Raw genomic sequence first — 26,221 nt, 5'->3', positions numbered from 1 at the left:
CACTCTGATGTTGAAACTTTATGCAAAAATATAACGATTAAATAATATACCATGGTCTGAATGATTTATTAAAACAACATCTGTACATCGTGAGCCATCATTGTGAATGCGGGGTCTAAAAGCCCATTGAACTATCCGGTTTCTGATGTATAAAGTGTGGGGGCTAAACATATCTCACGGTCTTTATGACCATGGAAACATCGGTCTTATTCCACACTCTGATGTTGAAACTTTATGCAAAAATATAACGATTAAATAATATACAATGGAAAAGAAAACAATTATAGACCTTTTTGAGAGTTCAGCCAAGCGATTCCCGAGTAATCCTTTTTTATGGGAGAAGACGGGCAAGCGATTCGAGCCAACCACTTACTCCGAGGTTCGCAACCTCGTCTATGAGGAAGGCGCAGGCCTCGTATCGCTGGGCGTGCGGAAAGGGGATAACATGGCTTTGCTAAGCGAGGGCCGCAACGCATGGATCATCGGAGAGCTGGCCATGTTTTACGCCGGGGCTACCAATGTCCCCCTATCCATCAAGCTGGAGGAGGCGAATGACCTCTTATTCCGCCTCGTCCACGCCGACGTGAAATATATCATGGTATCGGGCCAGCAACTCAAGAAAATCCGGGCGATCAAGGACAAGCTCCCCGCCGTACGGAAGATCATCGTACTCGACGAGCAGGCAGAATACCAAGACCGTGAGATGCCGCTGTCCGAGATACGCCGGATGGGGAAGGTCTATCTGGGTATTCATCCGCTAGAGGAGTTCTTGGCGATCGGGCAATCGCTGGGCAACGATGATTACGCCACCATCACCTATACCTCCGGCACGACCGCCGATCCGAAAGGCGTGATCCTCACCCACCGCAACTATACGGCGAACGTGGAGCAAGCGCTCACTTGCGTGGATATAGACGATACGTGGCGTACGTTGGTGATACTCCCGCTGGACCATTGCTTCGCCCACGTGGTAGGATTCTACATCTTCATGTCGAAGGGAGCCTCGGTAGCTACCGTGCAGGTAGGGCGCACCGGTATGGAGACCTTGAAGAATATCCCTATCAATATAAAGGAGTTCAAGCCGTACCTGATACTGAGCGTCCCCGCCTTGGCGAAGAACTTCAAGAAGAATATCGAGCAAGGTATCCGAGCGCGAGGCAAGAACGCCGCCCGCCTTTTCAACCTAGCCTTACGGATCGGTTATATCTATAACGGGGATAGCGACGAGGAGGAAGGAAAAGGTTTCCGCGTCCTCTTGAAGCCACTGGTCCGTTTGTTCGACAAGCTATTGTTCACGAAAGTCCGTGAGAACTTCGGGGGCGAGCTAAAGTTCTTTATCGGAGGGGGCGCCTTGCTGGATAAGGACTTGCAGAAGTTCTATTACGCCTTGGGAATCCCGATGTACCAAGGATACGGGCTGAGCGAGGCGACACCGATCATCTCGACCAACGGCCCCCGCCGCCATACCTTCGGCAGTAGCGGCGTATTGGTACGGCCCCTCGACCTAAAGATCTGCGACATGGACGGCAACGTACTTCCTCCGGGGGAGAAAGGCGAGATCGTCATCCGGGGAGAGAACGTGATGGCCGGCTACTGGAAGAACCCGGCATCGACGGCCGATACCGTAAAGGAGGGTTGGCTGTACACCGGGGATATGGGATATATGCGTGACGGGCTTCTTTATGTGTTGGGGCGTTTCAAGAGCCTGCTGATCGGAAGCGACGGGGAGAAATACAGTCCGGAGGGTATAGAGGAAGCCTTGGTAGAGCATTCCTCTTGCATCGACCAGCTGATCCTGTACAATAACCAGAGTCCGTACACGACCGCCCTGTTGGTCCCTAACAAAGAACGGTTGAGGAAGCATCTGGCCCACCAGAATCTGGACCTCACGAGCGATCAAGGCCGGGAAGAGGCCATCCGTGTCATCCAGCGCCAGATCGACCGCTTCCGCAAGGGAAGCGACCTGTCTAGTATGTTCCCGGATCGTTGGTTGCCGACCACCTTCGCCATCCTCCCCGAGCCTTTTACCGAGCAAAACGGCATGGTAAACAGCACCATGAAGATCGTCCGGGGCAAGGTAGAGAAAGCCTACGCCGCCCGTATCGCCCAGCTCTATACCCCCGAGGGGAAGAACCCGCAGAACAAGTGGAACAAGGAGGCGTTGTAGAGATGCGGCACGCCGCATCTCAATACTGTCTGATCGTATTTTTAAGTTACCGTTTAGAGAGGATGAGACGCGGCGTGCTGCGTCTCTACAACTGGTGATTAATGATTATTAATAGCCTCTCCCCCCTCCCTCCCACGAAAAAAGCATACCTTTGTCAACTGTATTATCCGTGAAGGAATAACGAGACATTTACATGATAAGATCTATTCGCTATATCACTTTGCTAGTCCTGTTACAATTCGTGACCGGCATTTCCGTCCTATACGCCCAGAGCATAACTTCCGCGTCCGGAATCGTGAGAGACTCCGTAAGCGGGGAACCCCTATCCTACGTATCCGTCATGTTCGAGAACTCGACGATCGGGGCGATGACCGACGATGACGGGGCTTTCAGCCTCCAGAATGACAAAGGGCTTACCCGGCTGGTCGTATCCTCGCTTGGATATGACAATAAGGTCGTAAACCTAAAGGCGGGGCAGAAGAACAACGCCCTCAACGTGCTCCTCCGGCCTACCTCGTTCGAGATTGCCGAGGTAGTCGTCAAGCCTAAGCGCGAGAAATATTCCCGCAAGGACAACCCTGCCGTGGAACTGATCAAGAAAGTCATAGAGCATAAGAACGATAACCGTATCGAGGCGAAGGACGAGTACCAAAGCGAGGTGTACGAGAAGCTCAGCATGTCGCTGGACGACTTCAACCCCAATCTCGAGAAGAATAAGTTCTTGAAGAAATTCAAGTTCATCAAGAACTACCTGGATACCTCGGAGTTCAACGGGAAACCGATCCTGACGATCTCCGTCCGTGAGACGATCTCCGACCAATACTACCGTAAACATCCCAAGGCGGAGAAGACGATCACCAAGGCCAAGCGCCAGCAGGGTATCGACAAGACATTGGACGATGGAGGCGCTATCACTTCCAACCTCGAGGAGATATTCAAGGGCGTCAATATCTTCGACAACAATATCAATATCTTGTTGAACCGTTTCGTGAGCCCGTTATCTTCCACGCTGGCCGTCTCCTATTACAAATATTATATCATGGATACGGTGGACGTTGCCGGAGATAAATGTGTGGATCTCACCTTCGTGCCCGTAAACAGCCAGAGCTACGGCTTCACGGGCCGCTTGTACATCACGCTGGACGGTAATTACGCCGTCAAGAAATTCCTCTTGAACACCCCGGCGAACATCAACCTCAACTGGGTGGACAAGCTCCGGATCGAACAAGAGTTCAAGCGGATGCCGGATAGTACTTGGGTGCTCGCCAACGAGAATACCTACGTTAATTTCTATATCGTAAAAGGGGCGCAACAGCTCTATGCCCACCAGCTAAGGAATTTCGATAAGTATCAGTTCGACGTGCAGAACGCCGACTCGATCTTCGGCCTTCTCGGCCCGACCCATGAGTTGCCCGAAGCCACCGCCCAGACCGACACCTTCTGGATACACAACCGCCACGTCCCCTTGAAAGAGAAAGAGAGCGCCTTGGATGATCTGTTGGCGCAACTCCGCAAGGTACCGGCTTTCAACGTGATCATCAAGACCGCCGAGATATTGATCACCGGTTACATCCCGACCACGGCGGACAAGGATAAGAGCAAGTTCGATTTCGGCCCGATGAATACCACTTTCAGCGCCAACCATCTGGAGGGCTTCCGCATGCGTGTGGGAGGTATGACGACGGCAAACCTCAACCCACACTGGTTCGGCAGCGGTTATCTGGCCTATGGCGTAAACGACCGTAAGCTAAAGTATAACGCCAAGCTGACGTATAGCGTGAACAAGAAGAAATATCACGAGGGGGAAAGCCTGGTGAACAATATCTCCGCAATCCAAGAGTACGACGTATATACGCCCGGTCAGGACTTCCTCTTCACCAGCAAGGATAATATGTTCGTGGCATGGAAGGTAGGCGAGCCCGTCACCATGATGCAATACATCCGCAAGACCATGCTCCAGTACCAAAAGGAATGGCTGAATGGCCTGACCCTTACCACTTGGGCGCGAAACGAGAACAACGAGGCGGCCGGAACGCTCCGCTACGACCGTTACAACGCCGACGGGACATTGACGAACTTAAAGAGTTTCACCAACACCGAGCTAGGAGCCCAAATCCGCTTCGCCCCGGGCGAGCGTGCCTATAACGGACGAGAGGGTAAGAACTCTCTTTTCAACCTCTCGAAAGACGCTCCCGTATTCAAGCTATCCCATCAGATGGGATTGAAGAACGTGTTGGGGGGCGACTTCAACTACAACCATACGGAGATCAGCGCCGAGAAACGGATCTGGCTCTCTTCCTTCGGACATATCGACGCCTTGGTAACGGCGGGCAAGGTATGGGACAAGGTTCCTTTCCCTTTGCTCATCATGCCGAATACCAACCAGTCCATCACGATCCAGCCGCAAGCCTTCAACATGATGCGTGCGCTGGAGTTCGTAAGCGACCAGTATGTCTCGTTCTACTTCACGTATTATATGAAGGGATGGATCTTAAACCGTATTCCCGGCGTGAAGTGGCTACGTTTGCGTGAGGTGATATCGTTCAGCGGTTTCTACGGAGGACTGACCGATAAGAATAATCCGGCCTTGGACCCGACGGGACTATACCGTTTCCCCGAGGGAACCTCGCCGATGGGCCGTACGCCTTACCTGGAGGCCAGCGTAGGCCTGGAGAACATCTTCAAGATATTACGGATCGATTATTACCGCCGGTTGACGTATCTGGACCAACCGAATATCAAGAAGGGGGGCGTGCGTATAGCGCTGCGGTTCTCCTTTTGAGAATTAAAAATTGAGAATTGAAAATTGTAAATTAAATGGGGGAGTTAGGACGTAGACCGAGCGCATGGGCATTGACGCCGCTGGTGGTATTCTTATTGACTTATTTGGTGGTATCTATCATGGCGGGAGATTTCTATAAGATGCCGATAACGGTAGCCTTCGTCATCTCCTCGATCGTAGCGATAGCGATCTCCAAGGGAGGTAAATTAAGCAACCGTATCGAGCAGTTCTGCCGGGGGGCGGCCAACAGCAATATCATGCTGATGGTATTGATCTTCATCCTCGCCGGGGCCTTCGCGCAGACCGCCAAGGCGATGGGCGCCGTAGACGCTACCGTGAATCTGGCGATGTCCATCCTGCCCGGTAACCTGTTGGCGGCCGGAATCTTCCTAGCCGCTTGCTTCATATCCATCTCGGTAGGTACATCGGTGGGCACGATCGTGGCCTTGGCCCCGGTAGCCGTCGGTATCGCAGACAAGACGGGGATGCCGGACGCCCTTATGCTGGGTGTCGTGGTGAGCGGCGCCATGTTCGGCGATAACCTGTCGTTCATATCCGATACAACTATCGTAGCTACCCGCACGCAGGGTTGCCAGATGTCCGATAAGTTCAAGGTGAATATCCGTATCGCCCTCCCGATAGCGATCCTGACCGGATTGATATACGTGCTGGTGGGAAGCGGCGTGGAGAACGCTTACGCCCCGGCCCCGATCGAATGGGTCAAGGTGATCCCTTATCTGGTGGTGTTGGTAACCGCCGTTTGCGGGATCAATGTCATGTTGGTGCTATTCATGGGGATCGCCCTGTCCGGTATAGTAGGTCTGTGGACCGGTAGCTTTGATATTTGGGGCTGGAACGCCTCCATGGGACTAGGTATCACCAATATGGGCGAGCTGATTATCGTGACGCTTCTGGCAGGAGGCATGTTGGAAATGATCCGTTATAACGGGGGTATCGACTGGATCATCCGCAAGCTTACCTCCCGCATCCATTCCTCCAAGGGGGCCGAGATGAGCATAGCGGCCTTGGTGAGCTTCGCCAATCTTTGCACGGCCAACAATACGATCGCCCTCATCATGGCCGGCCCGATCGCCAAGGATATAGCGGACCGGTTCAAGATAGATCCCCGCCGCAGCGCCAGCCTATTGGATATCTTCTCTTGCTTCGTACAGGGAATCATCCCCTACGGCGCCCAGATGTTGATGGCCGCCGGACTCGGGCATGTCTCCCCTATCGAGATCATGCAATATCTTTACTACCCGTATCTACTGGGAGCAGGCGCCTTATTGGCGATCTTATTCAATTATCCGAGGAAATATACACTCGTATAGACTGCCGTCCTTACGAAAAAACACAATAGTATTCAAAGCAAAAAGACTATTGTGTCCGGGATTGAATACTATTGTGTTCGCTGATGAATACTACTGTGTTCAGGTGGGAACACGGTAGTGTTTGAGAGCGATGGGAATACCGCTGTCGGATTAGCCGAACAAATCCAGCGTAAGCTGCTTCTTCGCGGCTTCCAGTTTACGAAGATGCCGCTTGCCTTGAGGGGTGACGATCTCCATCTTATCGAAACGGGTACGTATCACCGTAGTCACGGTATAGCTCACGTTGACCACCTCTCCTAGCTCCGACAGACGGCGGGCGATCTCCAAGACGCAATCGATGCACATGCCGCTCGTGAACGAGATCTTGTCCTCGAACATCTGTTTCTTGAAATCCTCATCTTGCATATAGAAATCGATCGTCTCGCCTCCCTTGTTGTAGATACCTTTCCACCGATACTTACTATCTTTCAGTACCGGCGAGATGATCTCTATCGTGGCCTTATTATCCTTGACCGTAGGCAGATCGTCGCTACGCAAGATAAAATAATCGAACTGGTCCCGTTTCACCTCCAGCGAACCGGAACGGTTGCGATCCTTCTCGTTCAACTCACGTACCGAGATTTTCGTCACCTTCGGATACCCTTTCAAAGCCTCGTAGAAATTAGACTTACACTTACAGAAACGGGGCGAGGCGTTCAACAAGTCGATCAAGCGGTGTGAAGGCGTAGCCCCCGGAGTCTTCAGCCGTAGTTCACGGCGTAACTTGGACAGTTCACGCTGCATCTCCTCCTCGTCCGCCGGCGTACGATCCATCAGCGGTTGTCCACCTATCGACAAGGAAGGACGGGTCAATATCCGCATCACCAAGTTCAACACGATAGAGATTGAGCGGCTACTCTCCCCAGCCACGCCCAGCTTCTCACGGAAACCACCCTCCTTATCGTAAGGCTCGTTGTAAACCGTCAGCTTCACGTCCAGCATATCCGCCAAGGAACGTATCAGCGTAAGAATCTCCTTCTCACACCGGTGCTTGGTCATGGCATCCATATAATTGGATTTATTATTAAAGGAATAACGTATCTCCAGCTTATTCGCGAATTTTAGAATAGAGTCACTCATTTGTTTCTAGTTTTTCGGTTCTTCTTTCGGTTTACGATCAAAAAACGGGTTCTTCGACGAGGCGCTGACCGGTATCGCCATCACGCATTTACAGTCTCCCAACAGCCCCAATCGCTGGGCCGCCAAGCCGGCGCTGAACATGACACGGGTATCCACACGCAAGTCAGCCGCCGTAGCGCAAGCTGAGCCGATTGCGATACCCAGATCGACGGAATTAATAGCGCACGGAACCAAATCCGGCTTCTCCACGCAGGTATCGAAACCGCAATGGGCGCAATTCAAGCCTTGTACTTTCTGGGAGGTACCGATAATCAACACGGCGTCGGCACTCTTTATATTCTCGGCGTCACGGAGCAGGAACTTGAATCCGGTCTCGGCCGCTATCCGGATCATCTCATCAGACAGGCGTAAGATATCCCCATCCGTCACCATCGCTATCTCTATGATATCAATACCCTTGCCTTTAGGAGCCGTGCGGGCGGCTGTCATCATGCGGCGTGCGGCCTGTAACACAAGCTCATGCCTGATTTCTCTTTCGTTCTGTATCATATCCTTTTAAATTCAGTGAAACAAAATTAGCGAAAATATACGAAACCAAGGCAAACACATGAGGATAGAATTCATAATTCGTAAGTTATTATAAAATTCATTTCCCCCATTCCATATATCCAAATCCAGTAGTAGAGACGGGGCGTGCCCCGTCTCTACTACTCAAGGGATCTCAACCGAATGTTCCAATAAATCAAACTTGTCGCTATCCTTACCATACAACCGACGGGCAATATTGCGATATCGTATTTTTCAATATCTTCAAATTGATCGGCTTCGTGATGAAACCCGAAGCCCCAGCCTCTCTAGCGGCTTCCATATCAGAGTCGAATACATAAGCCGACTGCATGACTACGGGGATATCTCTCGATAACTTACGGATTTCTTTCAAGGACTCGATACCCGTCATCTCAGGCATCTTTATATCCATCAAGACCAAGTCCACCTCGTTTTCCTTAAAGAGAGCCACAGCTTCCAACCCTGTCCTAGCACGGATCAAATTACAATATTTATGTAAAATGGTTTTCAGAAGTAGATAATTACTTTCCTCATCCTCCGCAATCAGCAACGTAGGCTTTCCTCCACCCAAATCATTTTTCACATCCATATATATAACGTTTTATTCTTTTAATCAAAAGAAAATAAACTCTGATAAAGCAAAGATAAAACAAATATTAGGAAGTAGACACAAAATTCAAGGAGATATGAGTATTCGAAGAAGTTCTTTTTCCACCCATACTAGAAAGTTACGTCTATACCTCCCATAAATATCGCCTTCGGCATCGGGAATCCTTCGTTGACGGAATAACGGGTAGCCGTTAAATTATCTCCTTTGACAAATAGATTCAAGCCTTTATCACGTGTACCGAAACGGTAGGCTACCTTTGCGTTCAAAACCGTGTAATCCTCTTTCACCTTGTCCGCCATATTGATATAAAGGTCGAAAATGGATTGTACGTTCACGTTGAAAGTGAAACGCCCCGGGGCATACATCACGCCAGCGAAAAATTTATGCGCCGGAGCCGCCAGCAGGGCCTTGCTCGTATGCAAATAGCTATAGTTCATATCGAGGCTCAAATTATTGAGAATCTGATAGCGGGAATCGAACTCAATACCTTTATTTGTAAAAGTACCCGTATTGACATTCTTAGGACGTCCGTCTATACGTGTCGTCTCGATCATATCCTGCCCGTCGATAAAAAAGGCAGTCAACTCCGTAAACAAATTACCCTCCAAGAATGTCTGCCCGATGGATACCTCGTAGTTCATCATGCTTTCCGGTTTCAAATCAGGGTTCTGAGGCGGAAACATATACATCTCCCGTATATTCGGGCTCCGGAAGCCTTTCGACAAAGAAGCCTTTATCACGTTCCCCTCGAACGGACGCACCGTGAAGCCGGCCTGCGGAATCCACTCACCACCAAAGGTGCTGTTATGCTCATAACGAACCCCGGCGTTCAAGCTTACCTTATCAAATAGATCTTGCTGCATGATAACATATCCGGCTACCTCGTTCACGGTCTTATTCACCAACTCATTCTGATTGCCATTGATACTATCCTGCCATGCGTTACCACCCCAGTTCTTGTAATCGATACCGATCGTAAAACTATTCCCTTTCACCAAGCGGAAAGACTGATAAAGCAAAAAACCCGCATTATGATCGTCCGAATAAAACAGATAAGGATTAGGTGTCCCGCCCGGATTATACCCATCATCAATCTTATGATGGCCCCAGATGTAGAAAGCACGAAGGGCACCACTTGTCTTCTCGTAATTATTCTCCAAAGCGAAGGATGTAGTACCTCGCAAGATATTCATTATATTATCGATAAGCGGATTCGTTATCTCTCCCGGATTCTGGTTCTTGAACTTAGCCAAGCTTACGTCTCCCGTGATCTTATAATGATCATCAATCTTATATCCTAACTTAGCGAAACCATTCGTGATATGAAACTTCGAATCCGGACGATGTCCATCCGTGCGGTCATGATTCAATGAGATATAACTATTAAAGTTACCGATGTTGTACCCATTATTAATCATATACTTCTGGGTGTTATACGAGCCGTACATGATACGGGCTTGTGTACGCCGTCCCGGCTGATTATGCTGGCGGGTAATGATATTCACGACACCTCCCATAGCGTTCGAGCCATATAACAAGGAACCAGGACCACGGATCACCTCCACCCTTTCCACGTCCGAAGCCACATAGGTATCCGGAAGCGAATGGCCAAATATACCGGCCCATTGAGGCTGTCCGTCGAACAACATCAAGACCTTATTACTCTGTCCAACACCCCGGATATTAACTGTCCCGGCCGCTCCCTCGGAAACGCCGAAACCTGTAATCCCTTTTTCCGTGACAAACAGCCCGGGTACTCGCTCCGATAATACAGGAAGCAACGCCGACTCACTACTAGCCTCAATTTCCTCCCGTTCGATGACCGAGATAGATAACGGCACACTGTTCCGGTTCACATGGATCTTGTTGGCGGAAACCACCACCCCTTTTAAATTGATCAGACTGTCAATCTCTGCCGGATCTATCGCAAATGCCATGGAGCCTATCAATAGTCCGGAAACTAGTAAAAGTTCTTTTCTCATACACTACTTGTTATATCTATACTATTTATTATTTTAAACGCCCAACGGTAACACGTATATTAAAAAACGTGTTACCAAACCTGCAAAAAAAACATTAATCCGCCCGGCTCATCACCAACTTACCATGCTTAATGCCTTTGATTGTTGTCAACTTATCCGACAATTCCGTCAAGCGGTGAGCTGTTCCCATCACCGTCACTATATGCAAGCAAAAATTCTGATTGATATAATACTGGGAAGACGACAAGATCACATCCTTATAATTTTGTTGGATACCCGTGATTTTCAATGAGATCTCTTTCTTGACTTGGTCATACATGATCACGATCGTCCCGGCTACAATATGGTTGCATTGCCATTTACGTTCGGCTACATTCTTCTCTATCAGAAAACGAATCGCCTGCGAACGATTGGCGAAGCCATTCTCATTCACATATTGATCCAATGATTCCAACAGATTGTCTTCCAATGAGACACCAAAACGTTTTAAAGACATAAACCCTTTTTTATAATTTTCGATGTCAAAGGTAGTATTTTTTCAAGAATCTTGGTATTCTATTAGCAGGAAGAAGAAAAATTAGTCGTTAATCACGAAAATTCATTGCCGGTATCCCGCCATCGCTTTACGAACAAACACGCTCATAACGGAGGAGGCATCCTACCGCCATGAGCGTGTTTTTAATGAATCAAAAGACTTATTTCACGAACGATGCTTTCAATAAATAATCCACACACCCTTTCACACCCTCAAACTGGGAACGTCCGTCAGGCATACCCTCCAACTCCACGAAATAATCCTTGATTCCATTCGCGTAAGCTTGCCGGAATATATTCTCGAAATTCATCATCCCGGACTCGCCTAGAATAGCACGGTCCTTGATGTGCAATACCTTGATACGGTTCGGATATTTCCTCAACCATTCCATCGGATCTTGTTGTCCCATCACGGCCCAATAAACATCCATCTCGAAAAATACAAGCGAAGGATCAGTATTCTTCAAGAACAACTCATAGATGCAATCTCCTTTCACACGCCTTCCCAGCTTGGCCTCCGTACTGCCCGGATTTACCTTGGCGAACTCCATCTCATGGTTGTGATAGCCGAAAGGAATACCGGCCGCTTTCACGATCTTACCCGCCTCGTTAAAAATCTCGCAGACGAAAGCGGTTTCTTCGGTGCTACGGGTACTCGGTTGCCCGGGCTGGATCAGGTACTTCACGCCTAGTTTGGCATGGTCATCAGCCGTCTTCTTCCAATACTCGGAGATCTGGGAGCGATTGGCCTTCGTGTACTCACGTACCGGAGGATTCACGTGGGAACTGGTGATCTTCAATCCGGCATCATCCGCCATCTTCTTGAATTCCATCATGTCTACACCACCGATCTTGCCTTCCCTGTAACCGGCCAATTCTAGATTCGTGTACCCCATTTGCTTGATCTTTTTCAATCCACCGGGTACATCCGCATAAAGTTCCTTGCCTAAAGAATAGATTTGTAAACCAACTGTCTTAGCGGCCATCGTTTCAGAAGTGACAGGTTTAGCCGCATGTGCGCTCCCGATCTTTCCGGCCATCAGGCCACCCAAGGTAAAAAGGGATGCGTTCTTAAAAAAATCTCGTCTATTTATCATGATTATTAGAATTAAGTCAGTTCAAAGATAGAGATTATAATTTTAAAAAGACCGCATAGGATGGAAAAATCCACCTATACGGTCTACAAATGGTATACATTATATATAATAAGAACTCAATTAACGGCGAGGCTTGATATCCAACTTCACCGGCTTGATCATATTCTCCGGGCTTAAGATCGTATCCAATTCCTCCTTGGTCAAGATACCATGATCCAGAACCAATTGATAAACGCTAACGCCGGTCTCCAACGCCTCCTTCGCGATCTTGGTCGAATTCTTATAACCGATTACCGGATTCAAGGCCGTCACCACGCCGATGCTATGATGTACCTCCTCACGGCAACGATCCTCGTTAGCGATAATACCGTCCACGCAACGGGTACGCAAGGTATCGAAACCATTGATCAGCAAATCCACGGACTCGAAGCAGCATTGTGCCATCACCGGCTCCATGGCGTTCAGCTCCATTTGGGCGGCTTCCCCAGCCATGGTCACGCATAGCTCATTACCCATTACCTTATAAGCGATCTGGTTCATCACCTCCGGGATCACCGGATTCACCTTACCCGGCATGATAGAAGAACCCGGCTGCATAGCAGGCAAGTTAAACTCACCCAAACCGCAACGAGGGCCGCTTGCCAACAGGCGAAGGTCATTACATATCTTATTCATCTTCACGCAAACCCGCTTCATGGCGGAAGCATAGCCTACCAAGCAAGAAGTATCCGAGGTAGCTCCTACCAAATCGGGGGAGAGACGGATATCCCATCCGGTTATCTCACGTAAAGCCGCGATACATTTCTCCGCGTATCCCGGCTCGGCACAAATACCCGTACCGATAGCGGTAGCTCCCATATTAACCACTAAGAAATCGGCGGCGGCCTCATTCAAGTGAGCGATCTCATCCTGCAAGATGCTGGCGAAGCCATTAAAGGTCTGCCCCAACGTCATAGGTACGGCATCCTCCAACTGCGTACGTCCCATCTTGATAATCCGCGAGAACTCCTCTCCTTTCTTACGGAAAGAGGCGATCAATCCCTCCAGATGGGGAAGCAATTGAAGATGCTTAAAATACATACCGATATGGATAGCGGTCGGATATGCGTCGTTCGTGGATTGCGAGCAGTTCACATGGTCGTTCGGTGAGCAGTATTGGTATTCACCCCGCTCATGTCCCATCAGCTCCAAGGCACGGTTGGCGATCACCTCATTCGCGTTCATATTCGTAGTGGTACCCGCTCCGCCTTGGATCATATCCACCGGGAACTGGTCGTGATGCTTGCCATCGATAATCTCCCCGCAAGCGGCGATGATAGCGTCCTTTTGCTCTACGGTAAGCAAGCCTAGCTCAAAGTTAGCCATGGCAGCCGCCATTTTTGTTATAGCTAATCCTTTAATGAATAAAGGATATTCGCTCAAACGGAATTTACTGATCGAGAAATTCTCGATTCCTCTCAAGGTTTGAACTCCGTATAATGCTTCGGCGGGGATTTCACGAGCGCCGATCAAATCGCTCTCTATGCGAGTTTTTCCAGTTAATTTAGTATCCATATTAGAAATATTAATCGTTTTTTATTGTTTCCGCAAAGGTAGAAACTATTATTTTGAAAGCAAATTATTCCTCGAAATAATAAAAACAAATACCAAAAACACCAATACACGTCCACGCAAGGCTCAATGAATTACAAATTGTAAATAGAGCAGTTTTAATAGACCTTCTGATCTTTTTTATCTCATTCATAAAAAAGTACGATTTTATTTGCTGTTTGTCAAAAATCCTCTATATTTGCTGCCGTAATAACAAAACAGAGTCATGAGAACATTCGTAGTAAATACATATTGGTGGTGGCGCTCCGTACAACTCAAAAGGTCGTAAGGAACGAAGACTCGTATGTATATATAAAGCACTACATAAAGATATAAAGAGGTCTGTCGCACTTGCGGCAGGCCTCTTTTCTTTTTATGGCAAATTCAAAAGGAAAATAACTAAAATAGATAAAAGATGAAAACGTATCAAGTTGACAAGAATGGGTACTATGGTGAGTTCGGCGGGGCCTATGTTCCCGAGATCCTTCATCAATGCGTGGAAGATTTACAGAATACCTATCTGCAAGTGTTGGAGAGCGATAGCTTCAAGGAAGAGTTCGATCAGTTATTGCGTGATTATGTAGGCCGCCCCTCCCCTCTTTACTTGGCCAAACGGTTGAGCGAGAAGTACGGATGCAAGATCTATTTGAAACGGGAAGACTTGAACCATACCGGAGCACATAAGATCAACAATACGATCGGCCAGATCCTCCTAGCCCGCCGCATGGGGAAGACCCGTATCATCGCCGAGACGGGTGCCGGACAGCATGGAGTGGCCACGGCTACGGTATGTGCCTTGATGAATATGGAATGTATCGTTTATATGGGGAAGACAGACGTGGAACGCCAACATGCCAACGTACAGAAGATGGAGATGCTGGGAGCTACCGTCGTGCCCGTGACCTCGGGAAACATGACCTTGAAAGACGCCACGAACGAGGCGATCCGTGACTGGTGCTGTCATCCTTCGGATACGTATTATATTATCGGTTCTACGGTAGGGCCCCATCCTTATCCGGATATGGTAGCCCGGCTGCAATCCGTTATCAGCGAGGAGATCAAGAAGCAACTGCTGGAGAAGGAAGGAAGGGATCACCCGGATTACCTGATCGCCTGCGTAGGCGGGGGGAGTAACGCCGCCGGTACGATCTATCATTTCGTGGACGACGAGCGGGTGAAAATCGTATTGGCCGAGGCCGGCGGCAAGGGCATCCACTCCGGCATGAGCGCCGCCACGATCCAATTGGGTAAAGAGGGCATCATCCACGGGGCACGTACCTTGGTCATGCAGAACGAGGACGGACAGATCGAGGAACCTTATTCTGTTTCCGCCGGCTTGGATTACCCGGGCATCGGCCCGATCCACGCGAACCTCTCCGTAAAGCACCGTGCGCAAATCCTAGCGGTTGATGATGACGAGGCGTTGGAGGCCGCTTTCGAGTTGACCCGTCTGGAAGGAATCATCCCGGCCTTGGAAAGCGCCCATGCCTTGGGAGCCTTGGCCAAGGTAAACTTCAAGCCGGAAGAGGTAGTGGTACTGACTGTCTCGGGCCGTGGCGATAAAGATATGGACACTTACATTAATTATAAATTGAGAACTGAGAATTGAAAATTATATGTATGGATTATACCTTTAGGACAATAAGCAAGAAGGTGATGGGCGACCTTCACACTCCCGTAAACATCTATCTGAAGGTGCGGGATATCTACCCGGAATCGGCCCTGTTGGAAAGCTCGGATTTCCACGGAAACGAGAATAGCCTTTCCTTTATAGCGCTCCGCCCCTTGGCGAGCATCAGTATCAACAACGGGGAATGCACGGCTACCTTCCCAGACGAGACCCGTGAGGTTACCCCAATCACCGAAGACTATAACGTACCCGAGGCGATGAACGCTTTCCTCGGTCGCTTCAAGGTGGAGGGAGCGGACAAGAAGGTCTGCGGATTATTCGGCTACACGGCTTTCGATGCCGTCCGTTATTTCGAGAACATCCCGGTCATGGAAGTTCATCACGAGGAGAACGACGCCCCCGATATGCTATACATATTATATAAGTACGTTCTCGTATTCAACCATTTCAAAAATGAGCTTACTCTGGTGAAGATGGTTCAAGACGGCGAGGATAGCGGGTTGGAAGAGATCCTTACGCTGATCGAGAACCGTAACTTCGCCTCCTACAACTTCCAGACAGCGGGTCCCGAGACCTCCCCGATCACCGGCGAGGAATACAAGGCGATGGTCCGCCAAGGCATCAAGCACTGCCTCAGGGGGGATGTCTTCCAGATTGTATTGAGCCGTCGCTTCGAGCAACCGTTCAAGGGAGACGACTTCAAGGTGTACCGGGCTCTTCGCAGTATCAACCCCTCTCCTTATTTGTTCTATTTCGATTTCGGAGGTTTCCGTATCTTCGGCTCTTCCCCCGAGACGCATTGCAAGGTAACGGGCGGACACGCCAGCATCGACCCGATCGCCGGGACCGCTTTCCGTACCGGTAATATCGAGGTAGACAAACAACGTACCGAGGCCCTGCTAGCCGACCCCAAGGAGAACGCCGAGCACGTGATGCTGGTAGACCTCGCCCGCAACGACCTCAGCCGGAACACCCACGACGTGCAAGTGGATTTCTATAAGGAGGTACAATACTACAGCCACGTCATCCACCTCGTATCCCGTGTGAGCGGCGAGATCAACACCGATAGCGACCCGGTAAAAACCTACGTCGATACCTTCCCCGCCGGCACGTTGAGCGGTGCCCCCAAAGTACGGGCCATGCAACTGATCACCGACATCGAGCATCACAACCGGGGCGCTTACGGCGGCTGTATCGGCTTTATCGGTCTGGACGGTGATTTGAACCAAGCGATCACGATCCGTACCTTTGTCAGTCGTGGCAACGTACTTTACTATCAGGCGGGAGCCGGGATCGTGGCTAAAAGCAACGATGAGCGTGAATTGCAAGAGGTAAACAATAAGCTGGGAGCCTTGAAGAAGGCGATAGACCTAGCGGAGAAATTAATCAATTGATTATCCGGTTGTAGAGACGGGGCGTGCCCCGTCTCTACGACAACAATATATATAAAATGAAGATATTATTATTTGATAATTACGATTCCTTCACCTACAATTTGCTACATATATTGAAGGAACTGGGTACGGACGTAGAGGTACACCGCAACGACAAGATCTCCTTGGAAGAGATAGAGCGTTTCGATAAGATCTTATTATCCCCGGGACCGGGCATCCCCGAGGAAGCCGGCATCCTCCTCCCCTTGATCTGCCGGTACGCTCCGACAAAGAGCATCCTAGGTGTCTGCCTAGGCGAGCAGGCCATCGGCGAGGCATTCGGCGCCACATTGATAAACCTTACCGATGTGCATCACGGCGTTTGCTCCGATATACGGATTGTCGCTAAAGATCCTATCTTCGAGGAACTAGAACCGGGTATACGTGTTGGGCGTTATCATTCTTGGGCGGTCTCCAAGGAAAACTTCCCGGATTGTCTGGAAATCACGGCGGTCGATACGGAAGAAGGACAGATCATGGGCTTGCGCCATCGTGAGTACGATGTACGAGGTATCCAATTCCATCCGGAATCCGTGTTGACACCCAAAGGGAAGACAATTATAGAGAACTGGCTGAAACGCTAATTACCTCCTAAGGCACGTATAGTTTCTTCCTAACGAAATAAGAGTTTTCCCCTAGAGAAACAAAAGTTTTTCGATAAAGAAATATCGCAAAACTGCAATATTTTATCATTCAACACATTACAGACATGAAGCAAATATTATACAGATTATTCGAGCACCAATATCTAGGCCGGGAAGAAGCCCGGAATATCCTCCAGAATATAGCGGAGGGACGCTACAACGATTCCCAGATCGCCAGCCTGATCACCGTATTCCTGATGCGCAGTATCTCCGTAGAGGAATTGACCGGATTCCGGGAAGCTTTGCTGGAGATGCGTGTACCGGTAGATCTAAGCGAATACAAGCCGATCGATATCGTAGGTACCGGAGGCGACGGGAAAAACACGTTCAACATCAGCACTTGCTCTTGTTTCGTAGTGGCCGGTGCCGGTTACCATGTCGTAAAGCACGGTAACTACGGGGCTACCTCGGTGAGCGGCGCCAGCAACGTGCTGGAGCAACACGGCGTAAAATTCACGAACGATATCGATAAGCTACGTACCTCCATGGATACCTGCCATATCGCCTACCTCCACGCCCCCTTGTTCAGCCCGGCGCTGAAAGCGGTAGCTCCAGTACGGAAGAGCCTCGGCGTGCGCAGCTTCTTCAATATGCTCGGCCCGCTGGTCAACCCGGTCATGCCTACGTACCAATTGTTAGGCGTATATAACCTCCCGCTACTCCGCCTATATAATTATACGTATCAAGAGAGCGGTACCCGTTTCGCCGTGGTACATAGCTTGGACGGTTACGACGAGATCTCCCTCACAGCCGATTTCAAGGTAGCCATGCCGGAGAAAGAGAAGCTTTATACCCCGGAGATGCTCGGATTCAAACGTTGCACGGAAGCGGACCTCGACGGCGGAGAGACCCCGGAGGAAGCGGCCCGTATCTTCGACGCCGTATTAGGGAACAGGGCTACCGAGGCCCAAAAGAGCTGCGTGATCGCCAACTCCGCCTTCGCCATCCAAGTGATCTGTCCCGAGAAGAAAATCGAGACGTGTATCGCCGAGGCACGTGAATCACTGGAAAGCGAAAAAGCATTGGCTACATTCCGTAAATTTATATCTTTGAACCATTGATAAAGAAACATATCCTATGAAAAAGGACATCTTACAAGATATTATCGCCAATAAGCGCATCGAGGTAGCCCGGCAGAAACAGGCCGTGAGCTTACAGACCTTATTGGCTCTAGGTAGCGACCGTATGGAGCGTGACACACGTTCCATGCGTGCGGCTTTGGAATCATCCCCCTCCGGTATTATCGCCGAGTTCAAGCGTAAAAGCCCCTCCAAGGGCTGGCTGCATCCGGGTGCGAATATCGCCGACGTGGTGCCCGCTTACGAGGCCGGAGGAGCCTCCGCCTGCTCGATCCTTACGGACGGGGATTTCTTCGGAGGTTCCTTGGGCGACTTGCAAAAGGCCCGCAAGCTAGTGGATCTCCCGTTACTTCGCAAGGACTTCATCATCGATACCTACCAACTCTTCCAAGCCCGGGTGATGGGTGCCGACGCTGTCTTGTTGATCGCCGCCGCCCTTACGGAAGAAGAATGCCGGATACTCGCCGAGACCGCCCATAGCCTGCAATTGGAAGTCTTGCTGGAAGTCCATAGCGAGGACGAGCTCAAATACCTGAACGCGGATATCGATATGCTCGGCGTGAACAACCGTAACCTCGGCACCTTCCATACGGACGTAAACAACTCATTCAAGTTGGTCGATAAGACGCGAGGCTTCTCCCCTCTTTTAGTGTCCGAGAGCGGAATATCCGAGACCGATACCGTACGCCGATTGCGTGAGGCCGGTTTCCGTGGATTCCTGATCGGAGAGACTTTCATGAAAACCGAGAGGCCGGGCGATACCCTAGCCGATTTTATAGGAGGACTGGCATGATCATCAAAGTTTGCGGAATGCGGGAGCCTCAGAATATCCGGGAAGTAGCCGCCCTAGCCATCAACTGGATCGGCTTTATCTTCTACGAGCGTTCCAAGCGCTTTGTCGGGCAATGCCCGACGGAGCAGCAGGTAATAACGGATAGTGAACAATTGTCCCCTAAGAAAGTGGGCGTTTTCGTCAACGCTACCATCGAGTCCATGATGGAGAAAGCCTCCGCCTACAAGCTAGACTATCTCCAACTTCACGGTAACGAATCGCCGGAAGATTGCCACACCTTGCAAAAAAGGGGCTATTCCTTGATCAAGGCTTTCCCCATCGCTACGAAAGAGGACTTCGAAAAAACAAGGGAATATGAGGGCCGGGTGGATTATTTCCTTTTCGATACGAGATGCGAGGGCTATGGAGGCTCAGGCAAACGTTTCGATTGGTCCATCCTAACCGAGTATAAAGGAGAGACTCCCTTCTTGCTCAGCGGAGGCATCCGTCCGGAAAACGCGGAGGCGATCCGGCACTTCTGGCATCCCCGTTTCGCGGGTATCGACCTCAACAGTGGCTTCGAGATCGAGCCGGGATTGAAAGACGTCGACAAACTAAAGGATTTCATCCAACAAATTTCACATCCAGCTGTAGAGATGGGGCGTGCCCCGTCTCCCACCGTCTGATAGTATTTTTATTTCAAAATAGAATTCAAAATGAATCGCATCACAAACTTATTCCAGACCCAGAAAGACGGGATCTTATCCGTCTATTTCACCGCCGGTTATCCGAACTTAAACGATACGGCAAGCATCTTAAAAGCCTTACAGGCTAAAGGTATCCACATGGTAGAAGTAGGAATCCCCTTCTCCGACCCGATGGCAGACGGCCCCGTCATCCAAGAGGCCGCCACGCAAGCGTTGCGTAACGGGATGTCACTCCGCCTCCTATTCGGGCAATTGAAAGAGATCCGGAGCGAAGTACAGATCCCGATCATCCTGATGGGCTACTTGAATCCCATCATGCAATACGGTTTCGAGAAATTCTGCTCCAGTTGCGTAGAGGCCGGCGTAGACGGAATGATCATCCCCGACTTGCCTTATGCCGATTACATCTCCGACTACAAGGAGATCGCCGATCGCCATGACCTGAAAATGATCATGCTAATCACCCCCGAGACTTCCGAGGAACGAATCCGGCTGATCGATGCCCATACCAACGGATTTATCTATATGGTATCCAGCGCCGCCACGACCGGAGCCCAACAAGACTTCAACGAGCAGAAACAAGCCTATTTCCGTCGTATCAACGCCATGAACCTACAGAATCCCCGCTTAGTAGGTTTCGGCATCAGCAATAAAGCCACTTTCGAGGCGGCGGCAGCCCATTCTTCCGGTGCCATCATCGGTAGCAAGTTCGTCCAGTTACTAAAGAGCGAAGTTACTCCCGCCGAGGCGGTCGATAAGTTACTGGAAGCCCTAAAACAATAGGAACCCTATTCATGTTTACATATAAAGATTGACACATGGAACGACCCTAGCGATCGTCTTCCCGGGAACCTTGCGTACCCTTCGCAAACAAAAAGAGGGCAAGATCCGCAAAACGATCTCGTAAAAATCAATAAAAAAGGACAAAGCTCAAGCTTTGTCCTATAAGTTCCTTGTACTTGCCGTCATAACTGCATATTAGCCCTTACCCTGCTTAATGTCTCGGGAGTCATCAGCAAATAAGAGGCGATATGGGACAAGGGAGCACGCTGCACGATCTCAGGGTGTTCTTTCAATAAGCGGGCATAACGTTCATTAGCGGTCTCGAAACGAAGGAAGTCTGCCTTCCGTTGAGACAGGATCAGCGAATTCTCCAACAGGCGGCGATACATGACCTCGATCTCGTAATCCTCGGCGCACAATGCCAATAAAGGATCATGAGGAATGCCATACAATACCGTATTCTCCAAGGCCTCCACCAACAGATTAGCGGGACGCTGGCGCAAGAAACTCTCGATGCAAATGAAGATGTGGTCCTCGCTGGCGAAATGCTCGGTCAGCTCTTTCTTATTCTTAAAATAAAACTGGCGGACCATTCCCTTATAAACATAACCGAGTTGCGTACAAATCTCTCCCTCGCCCAAAAACAAGGCACCTTTTTTCAATTCTGTCCGAATTAAGATAGAGGCCAGTTTCTGGGCGGCTTCCTCACTGAGTAGAATCGATTGCGCCGCGATCCTGCGAGCAATAAATATCGCTGTATCCATATTCATGGTTGTTTTTGTTTGAATGTGCAAACTTACGAAATAAATACCACTTGATTTACGTCAAGCCCCCTTTTATTTATATTCTTGCCAACTCTTGATGCAGATATCATCTACGCTCAAGGTACAGAAGGCTTGAATGAAAGCGCTTGCCAAACGGGCATTCGTAATCAACGGGATATTCAGGTCGATGGCGGCACGGCGGATCTTATAGCCGTTGTCAAGCTCTCCGGCAGAAAGGTCACGAGGGATATTCACGACCATATCGATCTGCTTCTCATGAAGCATCTTAAGCGCCTGCGGTTCTCCCTTCTCGCTCGGCCAGTACACCTTAGTACTCGGAATGCCATTCTCCTCCAAGAAACGGTGCGTACCTCCCGTAGCGAATAGATTGTAGCCTTTCGCCGCCAGCATCTTAGCGGCATCCAGCATGGCTACCTTCTGCTTCGGCGTACCGGTAGACAAAAGGACATTTTTCTCCGGAACCCGTTGCCCGACAGCGAGCATACTCGTCAACACCGCCTCGGATACATCATCACCCAGACAACCCACCTCGCCCGTGGAAGCCATATCGACCCCTAATACCGGATCGGCTTTCTGCAAGCGGTTGAACGAGAATTGAGAGGCCTTGATACCCACGTAATCCAAATCGAACTCATTCTTATTCGGTTTCTCTACCGGCAAGCCCAGCATGACACGGGTAGCCAACTCGATGAAGTTTATCTTCAGCACCTTGCTCACGAACGGGAAAGAACGGCTGGCACGAAGGTTACACTCGATCACCTTGATCTCATTGCCCTTCGCCAGATATTGGATATTGAACGGGCCGGAGATATTCAGCTCCTTAGCGATCTGCTTACTGATACGCTTGATACGACGAACCGTCTCTACATATAATTTCTGGGCCGGGAACTGAATCGTAGCGTCGCCGGAATGAACCCCGGCAAACTCGATATGCTCGCTAATGGCATACATCACGATCTCGCCATGATCGGCCACGGCATCCATCTCCACCTCTTTCGCATGCTCGATGAACTGACTTACCACCACCGGATGCTTTTGGCTGACGTTGGCGGCCAATTTCAAGAAACGCTCCAACTCCTCTTGATTCGAGCAGACATTCATGGCGGCGCCACTCAGCACGTAACTCGGGCGAACCAACACGGGGAAGCCTACCTCTGCCACGAAACCATTGATATCCTCCATGGAAGAAAGCTCTTTCCAGCGGGGTTGATCCACGCCAATACGATCCAACATGGCGGAGAACTTCTCACGGTCCTCGGCATTATCGATGCTCTTGGCTGACGTACCCAAGATATTCACATGCTGTTCGTCCAAACGCATCGCCAGGTTATTCGGGATCTGGCCACCGGTGGAGACGATCACGCCGTGCGGGTTCTCCAGCTCGAGGATATCCATCACACGCTCGAAGGTAAGCTCGTCGAAATAAAGGCGGTCGCACATATCATAGTCGGTAGACACCGTCTCGGGATTGTAGTTGATCATCACGGAGCGGTAACCCTCCTTACGGATCGTATTCAAGGCCTGCACGCCACACCAGTCGAACTCCACCGAGCTACCGATGCGGTAAGCGCCGGAACCCAGCACGACAATCGAGCGATGATCGCCCAAGTACGTCACGTCGTTTTCCGTACCGCTATACGTCAGGTACAGGTAATTCGTCCGCGCCGGATACTCGGCGGCCAAGGTATCGATCTGTTTCACCGCCGGAAGAATGCCATGCTCCTTACGGAACTGGCGAACCAACATCATACCCTTCTCCACATCCCCGTCGAGACCGATCGCCCGTGCGATCTGGAAATCAGAGAACCCTTGTATCTTCGCCCGGCGGATCAACTCCGGATTGATGCGCCAACGTTGGATCCCCTTCATATCGAAAGCGTGAAGCTCCTTGGAGGTCTGCATGATTCCATATAGTTTCTGTAGGAACCATCGGTCTATCTTGGTAAGCTCATGAATCTGGTCTACCGTATAACCGGCCCGGAATGCCTTCGAGATAACGAAGATACGGCGGTCGGTTGGCTCGTGCAACGCCTTATCGATATCCTCGATCACCAACTCCTTATTCTCCACGAAACCGTGCATACCCTGCCCGATCATACGCAAGCCCTTCTGGATAACCTCCTCGAAGGTACGTCCGATCGCCATCACCTCGCCAACCGACTTCATGCTGGAACCCAACTCACGAGCCACGCCGTGGAACTTACCCAAGTCCCAGCGAGGGATCTTACATACCACGTAATCGAGAGCCGGCTCAAAGAAAGCGCTAGTCGTTTTCGTCACGGAGTTTTTCAAGTCGAACAAACCGTAGCCCAAGCCTAATTTAGCGGCCACGAAAGCCAACGGATAACCGGTCGCCTTAGAAGCCAAGGCCGAAGAACGGCTCAAGCGGGCGTTCACCTCGATCACCCGGTAATCCTCACTCTCCGGATCGTAAGCGTATTGCACGTTACACTCGCCCACGATACCGATATGGCGAATGATACGGATCGCCAACTCACGTAATTTATGATAATCCGTATTGCTCAAGGTCTGCGAGGGGGCAATCACGATAGACTCTCCCGTATGGATTCCCAGCGGGTCGAAATTCTCCATGTTACATACCGTGATGCAGTTATCGAAGCGGTCGCGCACCACCTCGTACTCCACCTCTTTCCAGCCCTTCAAGCTTTTCTCCACCAATACTTGCGGAGAGAAAGAGAAAGCCTTCTCTACCAACACGTCCAATTCTTCCTCATTGTCGCAGAAACCAGAACCCAAGCCCCCCAGCGCATAAGCGGCACGGACGATGACCGGATACCCCAGCTCAGCGGCCGCACGACGAGCGTCAGCGGCGTTCTCCACGGCCTCGCTCTTGATCGTCTTCACGTCGATCTCATCCAGCTTGCGTACGAACAACTCCCGATCCTCGGTATCCATGATAGCCCGCACCGGGGTACCCAACACCTTCACGCCATACTTCTCCAGCACGCCGCTTTGGTAAAGGGCCACGCCACAATTCAACGCCGTCTGCCCGCCGAAAGCGAGCAAGATGCCTTCCGGACGTTCCTTCTCGATCACCTTTTCCACAAAAAAAGGAGTAACGGGCAGGAAATAAACCGTATCCGCGACTCCTTCCGAGGTCTGTACCGTAGCGATATTCGGATTGATCAATACCGTTTGAATCCCCTCTTCCTTAATCGCCTTCAGAGCTTGGCTGCCTGAATAATCGAACTCGCCCGCCTCACCAATCTTCAAGGCTCCGCTGCCGAGTATCAGGACTTTCTTTATATCTTCTTTCATTGCTTCATTTTTTTAATGTTTGTATTTACGACACCCGGAAACGGGTTATTCCGATACCCGGAAACGGGTTATTCCGACACCCGGAAACGAGTTATTCCGACACCCGGAAACGAACGGGGCTACAGTAAGTCCGCAAACTTATCAAACATGAACTCCGTATCCAGCGGCCCGCTGCAAGCCTCGGGATGGAACTGAGAGGAGAAGAAAGGCTTCGTCTTATGCTTGATACCCTCGTTCGTCCCGTCATTCATATTGATGAACAGCGGTTCCCACTCCTCACCCAGCGTATCGTTATCCACGGCGTAACCATGGTTCTGCGAGGTGATGAAGCATTTTTCCGTACCCACCATGCGTACCGGCTGGTTATGGCTACGATGACCGTACTTCAATTTATAGATAGAAGCACCGCCGGCTTTCGCCAACAACTGGTTACCCATGCAAATACCGCAAATCGGCTTATCCCCAGAAAGCGCCTTACGGATATTCCGCACGGCGGCATCGCAAGTATCCGGATCGCCCGGACCGTTACTGATAAACAAGCCATCGTATTCCAGCTGATTGAAATCGTAGTCCCAAGGCACACGGATCACCGCCACGTTACGCCTCAACAGGCAACGGATGATGTTATGTTTCACGCCGCAGTCCAAAAGCACGACGCGCTTTAGGAATTGAGAATCGAGAATCGAGAATCGAGAATTGGGGGCTTCCGATAAAGAACAGGTCTGGCTCGTACCATCGGGCAGGTAACAAATAATCTCTTTGCACGATACCCGATCCACATAGTTCACATGCTCATAATTCTCGATTTTCAATTCTCCATTTCCAATCTCGTTATCGGCATCGCCGATAACGATGCGTCCCATCATCACGCCATGCTCACGCAATTTCTTAGTCAACGCACGCGTATCGATACCGTATATGCCCGGGATCTTCTCCTCCTTCAACCACTCGCCCAAGCTGCACTCGGCGTTCCAGTGGCTATACTCATGGCTGTAATCGCTAACGATAATCGCCTCGGCGTGGATCTTCTCGCTCTCCATAAACGTAGCGATCCCGTTCGTCCCGAACGTACGAGGCGGGACACCGTAGTTACCAACGAGCGGATAAGTCAACACCATCAACTGGCCTGCGTACGAAGGGTCCGTCAAGCTCTCCGGATATCCGGTCATAGCGGTATTGAACACGACCTCGCCGGCGACCGGTCTCTCATAGCCGAAAGAGTAACCACGAAAGACGGTACCGTCGTCTAAGATCAAAGTTGCTGTTCTCATAAAAAACTGTGTTTTATAATATAAAAAGAGCATCGGAAATTAAGCTGAACAAGCCATCG

General features: G+C 50.2%; 20 protein-coding genes. 10 read left to right on the top strand and 10 right to left on the bottom strand.

All coding sequences use genetic code 11. From position 1 onward, the window contains the following. The first annotated feature begins 265 nt into the window (after positions 1-265). From E5342_RS11690 to E5342_RS11680, 3 genes are all read left to right on the top strand, one after another. Positions 266-2,167, top strand: coding sequence for an AMP-dependent synthetase/ligase (locus tag E5342_RS11690; protein WP_121735628.1), 1,902 nt, complete (start codon positions 266-268; stop codon positions 2,165-2,167). A gap of 193 nt (positions 2,168-2,360) precedes the next feature. After that, entirely contained in the window at positions 2,361-4,949 is a 2,589-nt protein-coding gene (locus tag E5342_RS11685; RefSeq protein WP_135959424.1) for a DUF5686 and carboxypeptidase-like regulatory domain-containing protein, read from the top strand. Positions 4,950-4,984: 35 nt separating this feature from the next. Further along, positions 4,985-6,280, top strand: coding sequence for a Na+/H+ antiporter NhaC family protein (locus tag E5342_RS11680; protein ID WP_121735626.1), 1,296 nt, complete (start codon positions 4,985-4,987; stop codon positions 6,278-6,280). A gap of 150 nt (positions 6,281-6,430) precedes the next feature. Here E5342_RS11680 and E5342_RS11675 read toward each other — a convergent pair whose 3' ends face one another. The 7 genes from E5342_RS11675 to E5342_RS11645 form a co-directional block, all read right to left on the bottom strand. Then, positions 6,431-7,399 carry a hypothetical protein gene (locus E5342_RS11675; protein WP_135959423.1) on the bottom strand — a complete coding sequence of 323 codons (969 nt, stop codon included), beginning with the start codon at positions 7,397-7,399 and terminating at the stop codon, positions 6,431-6,433. A gap of 6 nt (positions 7,400-7,405) precedes the next feature. Beyond that, positions 7,406-7,948, bottom strand: a complete 543-nt coding sequence (locus E5342_RS11670) for a ferredoxin domain-containing protein (RefSeq protein WP_135959422.1) — start codon at positions 7,946-7,948, stop codon at positions 7,406-7,408. 211 nt (positions 7,949-8,159) lie between these two features. Beyond that, positions 8,160-8,555, bottom strand: a complete 396-nt coding sequence (locus tag E5342_RS11665) for a response regulator (RefSeq protein ID WP_121735623.1) — start codon at positions 8,553-8,555, stop codon at positions 8,160-8,162. 131 nt (positions 8,556-8,686) lie between these two features. Further along, on the bottom strand, positions 8,687-10,558 hold the full coding sequence (locus E5342_RS11660; RefSeq protein WP_135959421.1) for a TonB-dependent receptor plug domain-containing protein: 1,872 nt from the start codon (positions 10,556-10,558) through the stop codon (positions 8,687-8,689). A gap of 94 nt (positions 10,559-10,652) precedes the next feature. Next, entirely contained in the window at positions 10,653-11,054 is a 402-nt protein-coding gene (gene nikR, locus E5342_RS11655; RefSeq protein ID WP_005857797.1) for a nickel-responsive transcriptional regulator NikR, read from the bottom strand. A gap of 199 nt (positions 11,055-11,253) precedes the next feature. Beyond that, entirely contained in the window at positions 11,254-12,189 is a 936-nt protein-coding gene (locus tag E5342_RS11650; protein ID WP_121735621.1) for a sugar phosphate isomerase/epimerase family protein, read from the bottom strand. Between the two features lie 120 nt (positions 12,190-12,309). Next, positions 12,310-13,743 (bottom strand): aspartate ammonia-lyase, encoded by a 1,434-nt coding sequence (locus tag E5342_RS11645; protein WP_135959420.1) that lies wholly within the window; start codon positions 13,741-13,743, stop codon positions 12,310-12,312. Positions 13,744-14,194: 451 nt separating this feature from the next. Between E5342_RS11645 and trpB the strand changes: the two genes are divergently transcribed. The 7 genes from trpB (at position 14,195) to trpA (ending at position 20,827) form a co-directional block, all read left to right on the top strand. Beyond that, the gene (trpB, locus tag E5342_RS11635) at positions 14,195-15,388 is read left to right on the top strand and encodes a tryptophan synthase subunit beta (RefSeq protein ID WP_121735619.1); all 1,194 of its coding nucleotides are present in this window, start codon (positions 14,195-14,197) and stop codon (positions 15,386-15,388) included. 11 nt (positions 15,389-15,399) lie between these two features. Further along, entirely contained in the window at positions 15,400-16,803 is a 1,404-nt protein-coding gene (locus E5342_RS11630; RefSeq protein ID WP_135959419.1) for an anthranilate synthase component I family protein, read from the top strand. A 56-nt stretch (positions 16,804-16,859) separates the two neighbouring features. Continuing rightward, positions 16,860-17,426, top strand: a complete 567-nt coding sequence (locus E5342_RS11625; RefSeq protein WP_135959418.1) for an anthranilate synthase component II — start codon at positions 16,860-16,862, stop codon at positions 17,424-17,426. 125 nt (positions 17,427-17,551) lie between these two features. After that, positions 17,552-18,547 carry an anthranilate phosphoribosyltransferase gene (gene trpD, locus E5342_RS11620; protein ID WP_135959417.1) on the top strand — a complete coding sequence of 332 codons (996 nt, stop codon included), beginning with the start codon at positions 17,552-17,554 and terminating at the stop codon, positions 18,545-18,547. Between the two features lie 16 nt (positions 18,548-18,563). Continuing rightward, positions 18,564-19,358, top strand: coding sequence for an indole-3-glycerol phosphate synthase TrpC (gene trpC, locus E5342_RS11615; RefSeq protein WP_121735615.1), 795 nt, complete (start codon positions 18,564-18,566; stop codon positions 19,356-19,358). Next, complete coding sequence (locus E5342_RS11610; protein ID WP_135959416.1) at positions 19,355-20,023, top strand: phosphoribosylanthranilate isomerase; 669 nt, start codon at positions 19,355-19,357, stop codon at positions 20,021-20,023. Before trpC ends, E5342_RS11610 begins: the two co-directional genes overlap by 4 nt. Before the next feature lie 30 nt (positions 20,024-20,053). Continuing rightward, complete coding sequence (gene trpA / locus E5342_RS11605; protein WP_135959415.1) at positions 20,054-20,827, top strand: tryptophan synthase subunit alpha; 774 nt, start codon at positions 20,054-20,056, stop codon at positions 20,825-20,827. Between the two features lie 182 nt (positions 20,828-21,009). Here trpA and E5342_RS11600 read toward each other — a convergent pair whose 3' ends face one another. The 3 genes from E5342_RS11600 to carA all read right to left on the bottom strand — a co-directional run bounded on the left by E5342_RS11600 (position 21,010) and on the right by carA (position 26,162). Then, positions 21,010-21,591 (bottom strand): Crp/Fnr family transcriptional regulator, encoded by a 582-nt coding sequence (locus tag E5342_RS11600; RefSeq protein WP_121735676.1) that lies wholly within the window; start codon positions 21,589-21,591, stop codon positions 21,010-21,012. A 72-nt stretch (positions 21,592-21,663) separates the two neighbouring features. Next, on the bottom strand, positions 21,664-24,891 hold the full coding sequence (gene carB / locus E5342_RS11595) for a carbamoyl-phosphate synthase (glutamine-hydrolyzing) large subunit (protein ID WP_121735612.1): 3,228 nt from the start codon (positions 24,889-24,891) through the stop codon (positions 21,664-21,666). A 119-nt stretch (positions 24,892-25,010) separates the two neighbouring features. Further along, the gene (gene carA, locus E5342_RS11590; protein ID WP_135959414.1) at positions 25,011-26,162 is read right to left on the bottom strand and encodes a glutamine-hydrolyzing carbamoyl-phosphate synthase small subunit; all 1,152 of its coding nucleotides are present in this window, start codon (positions 26,160-26,162) and stop codon (positions 25,011-25,013) included. Positions 26,163-26,221 lie beyond the last annotated feature (59 nt).

This window comes from Parabacteroides distasonis (genome assembly GCF_004793765.1).
Lineage (GTDB): Bacteria > Bacteroidota > Bacteroidia > Bacteroidales > Tannerellaceae > Parabacteroides > Parabacteroides distasonis_A.
Note: the sequence above shows the minus strand (reverse complement) of the source record. Positions and strands in the feature narration are given on the sequence as shown.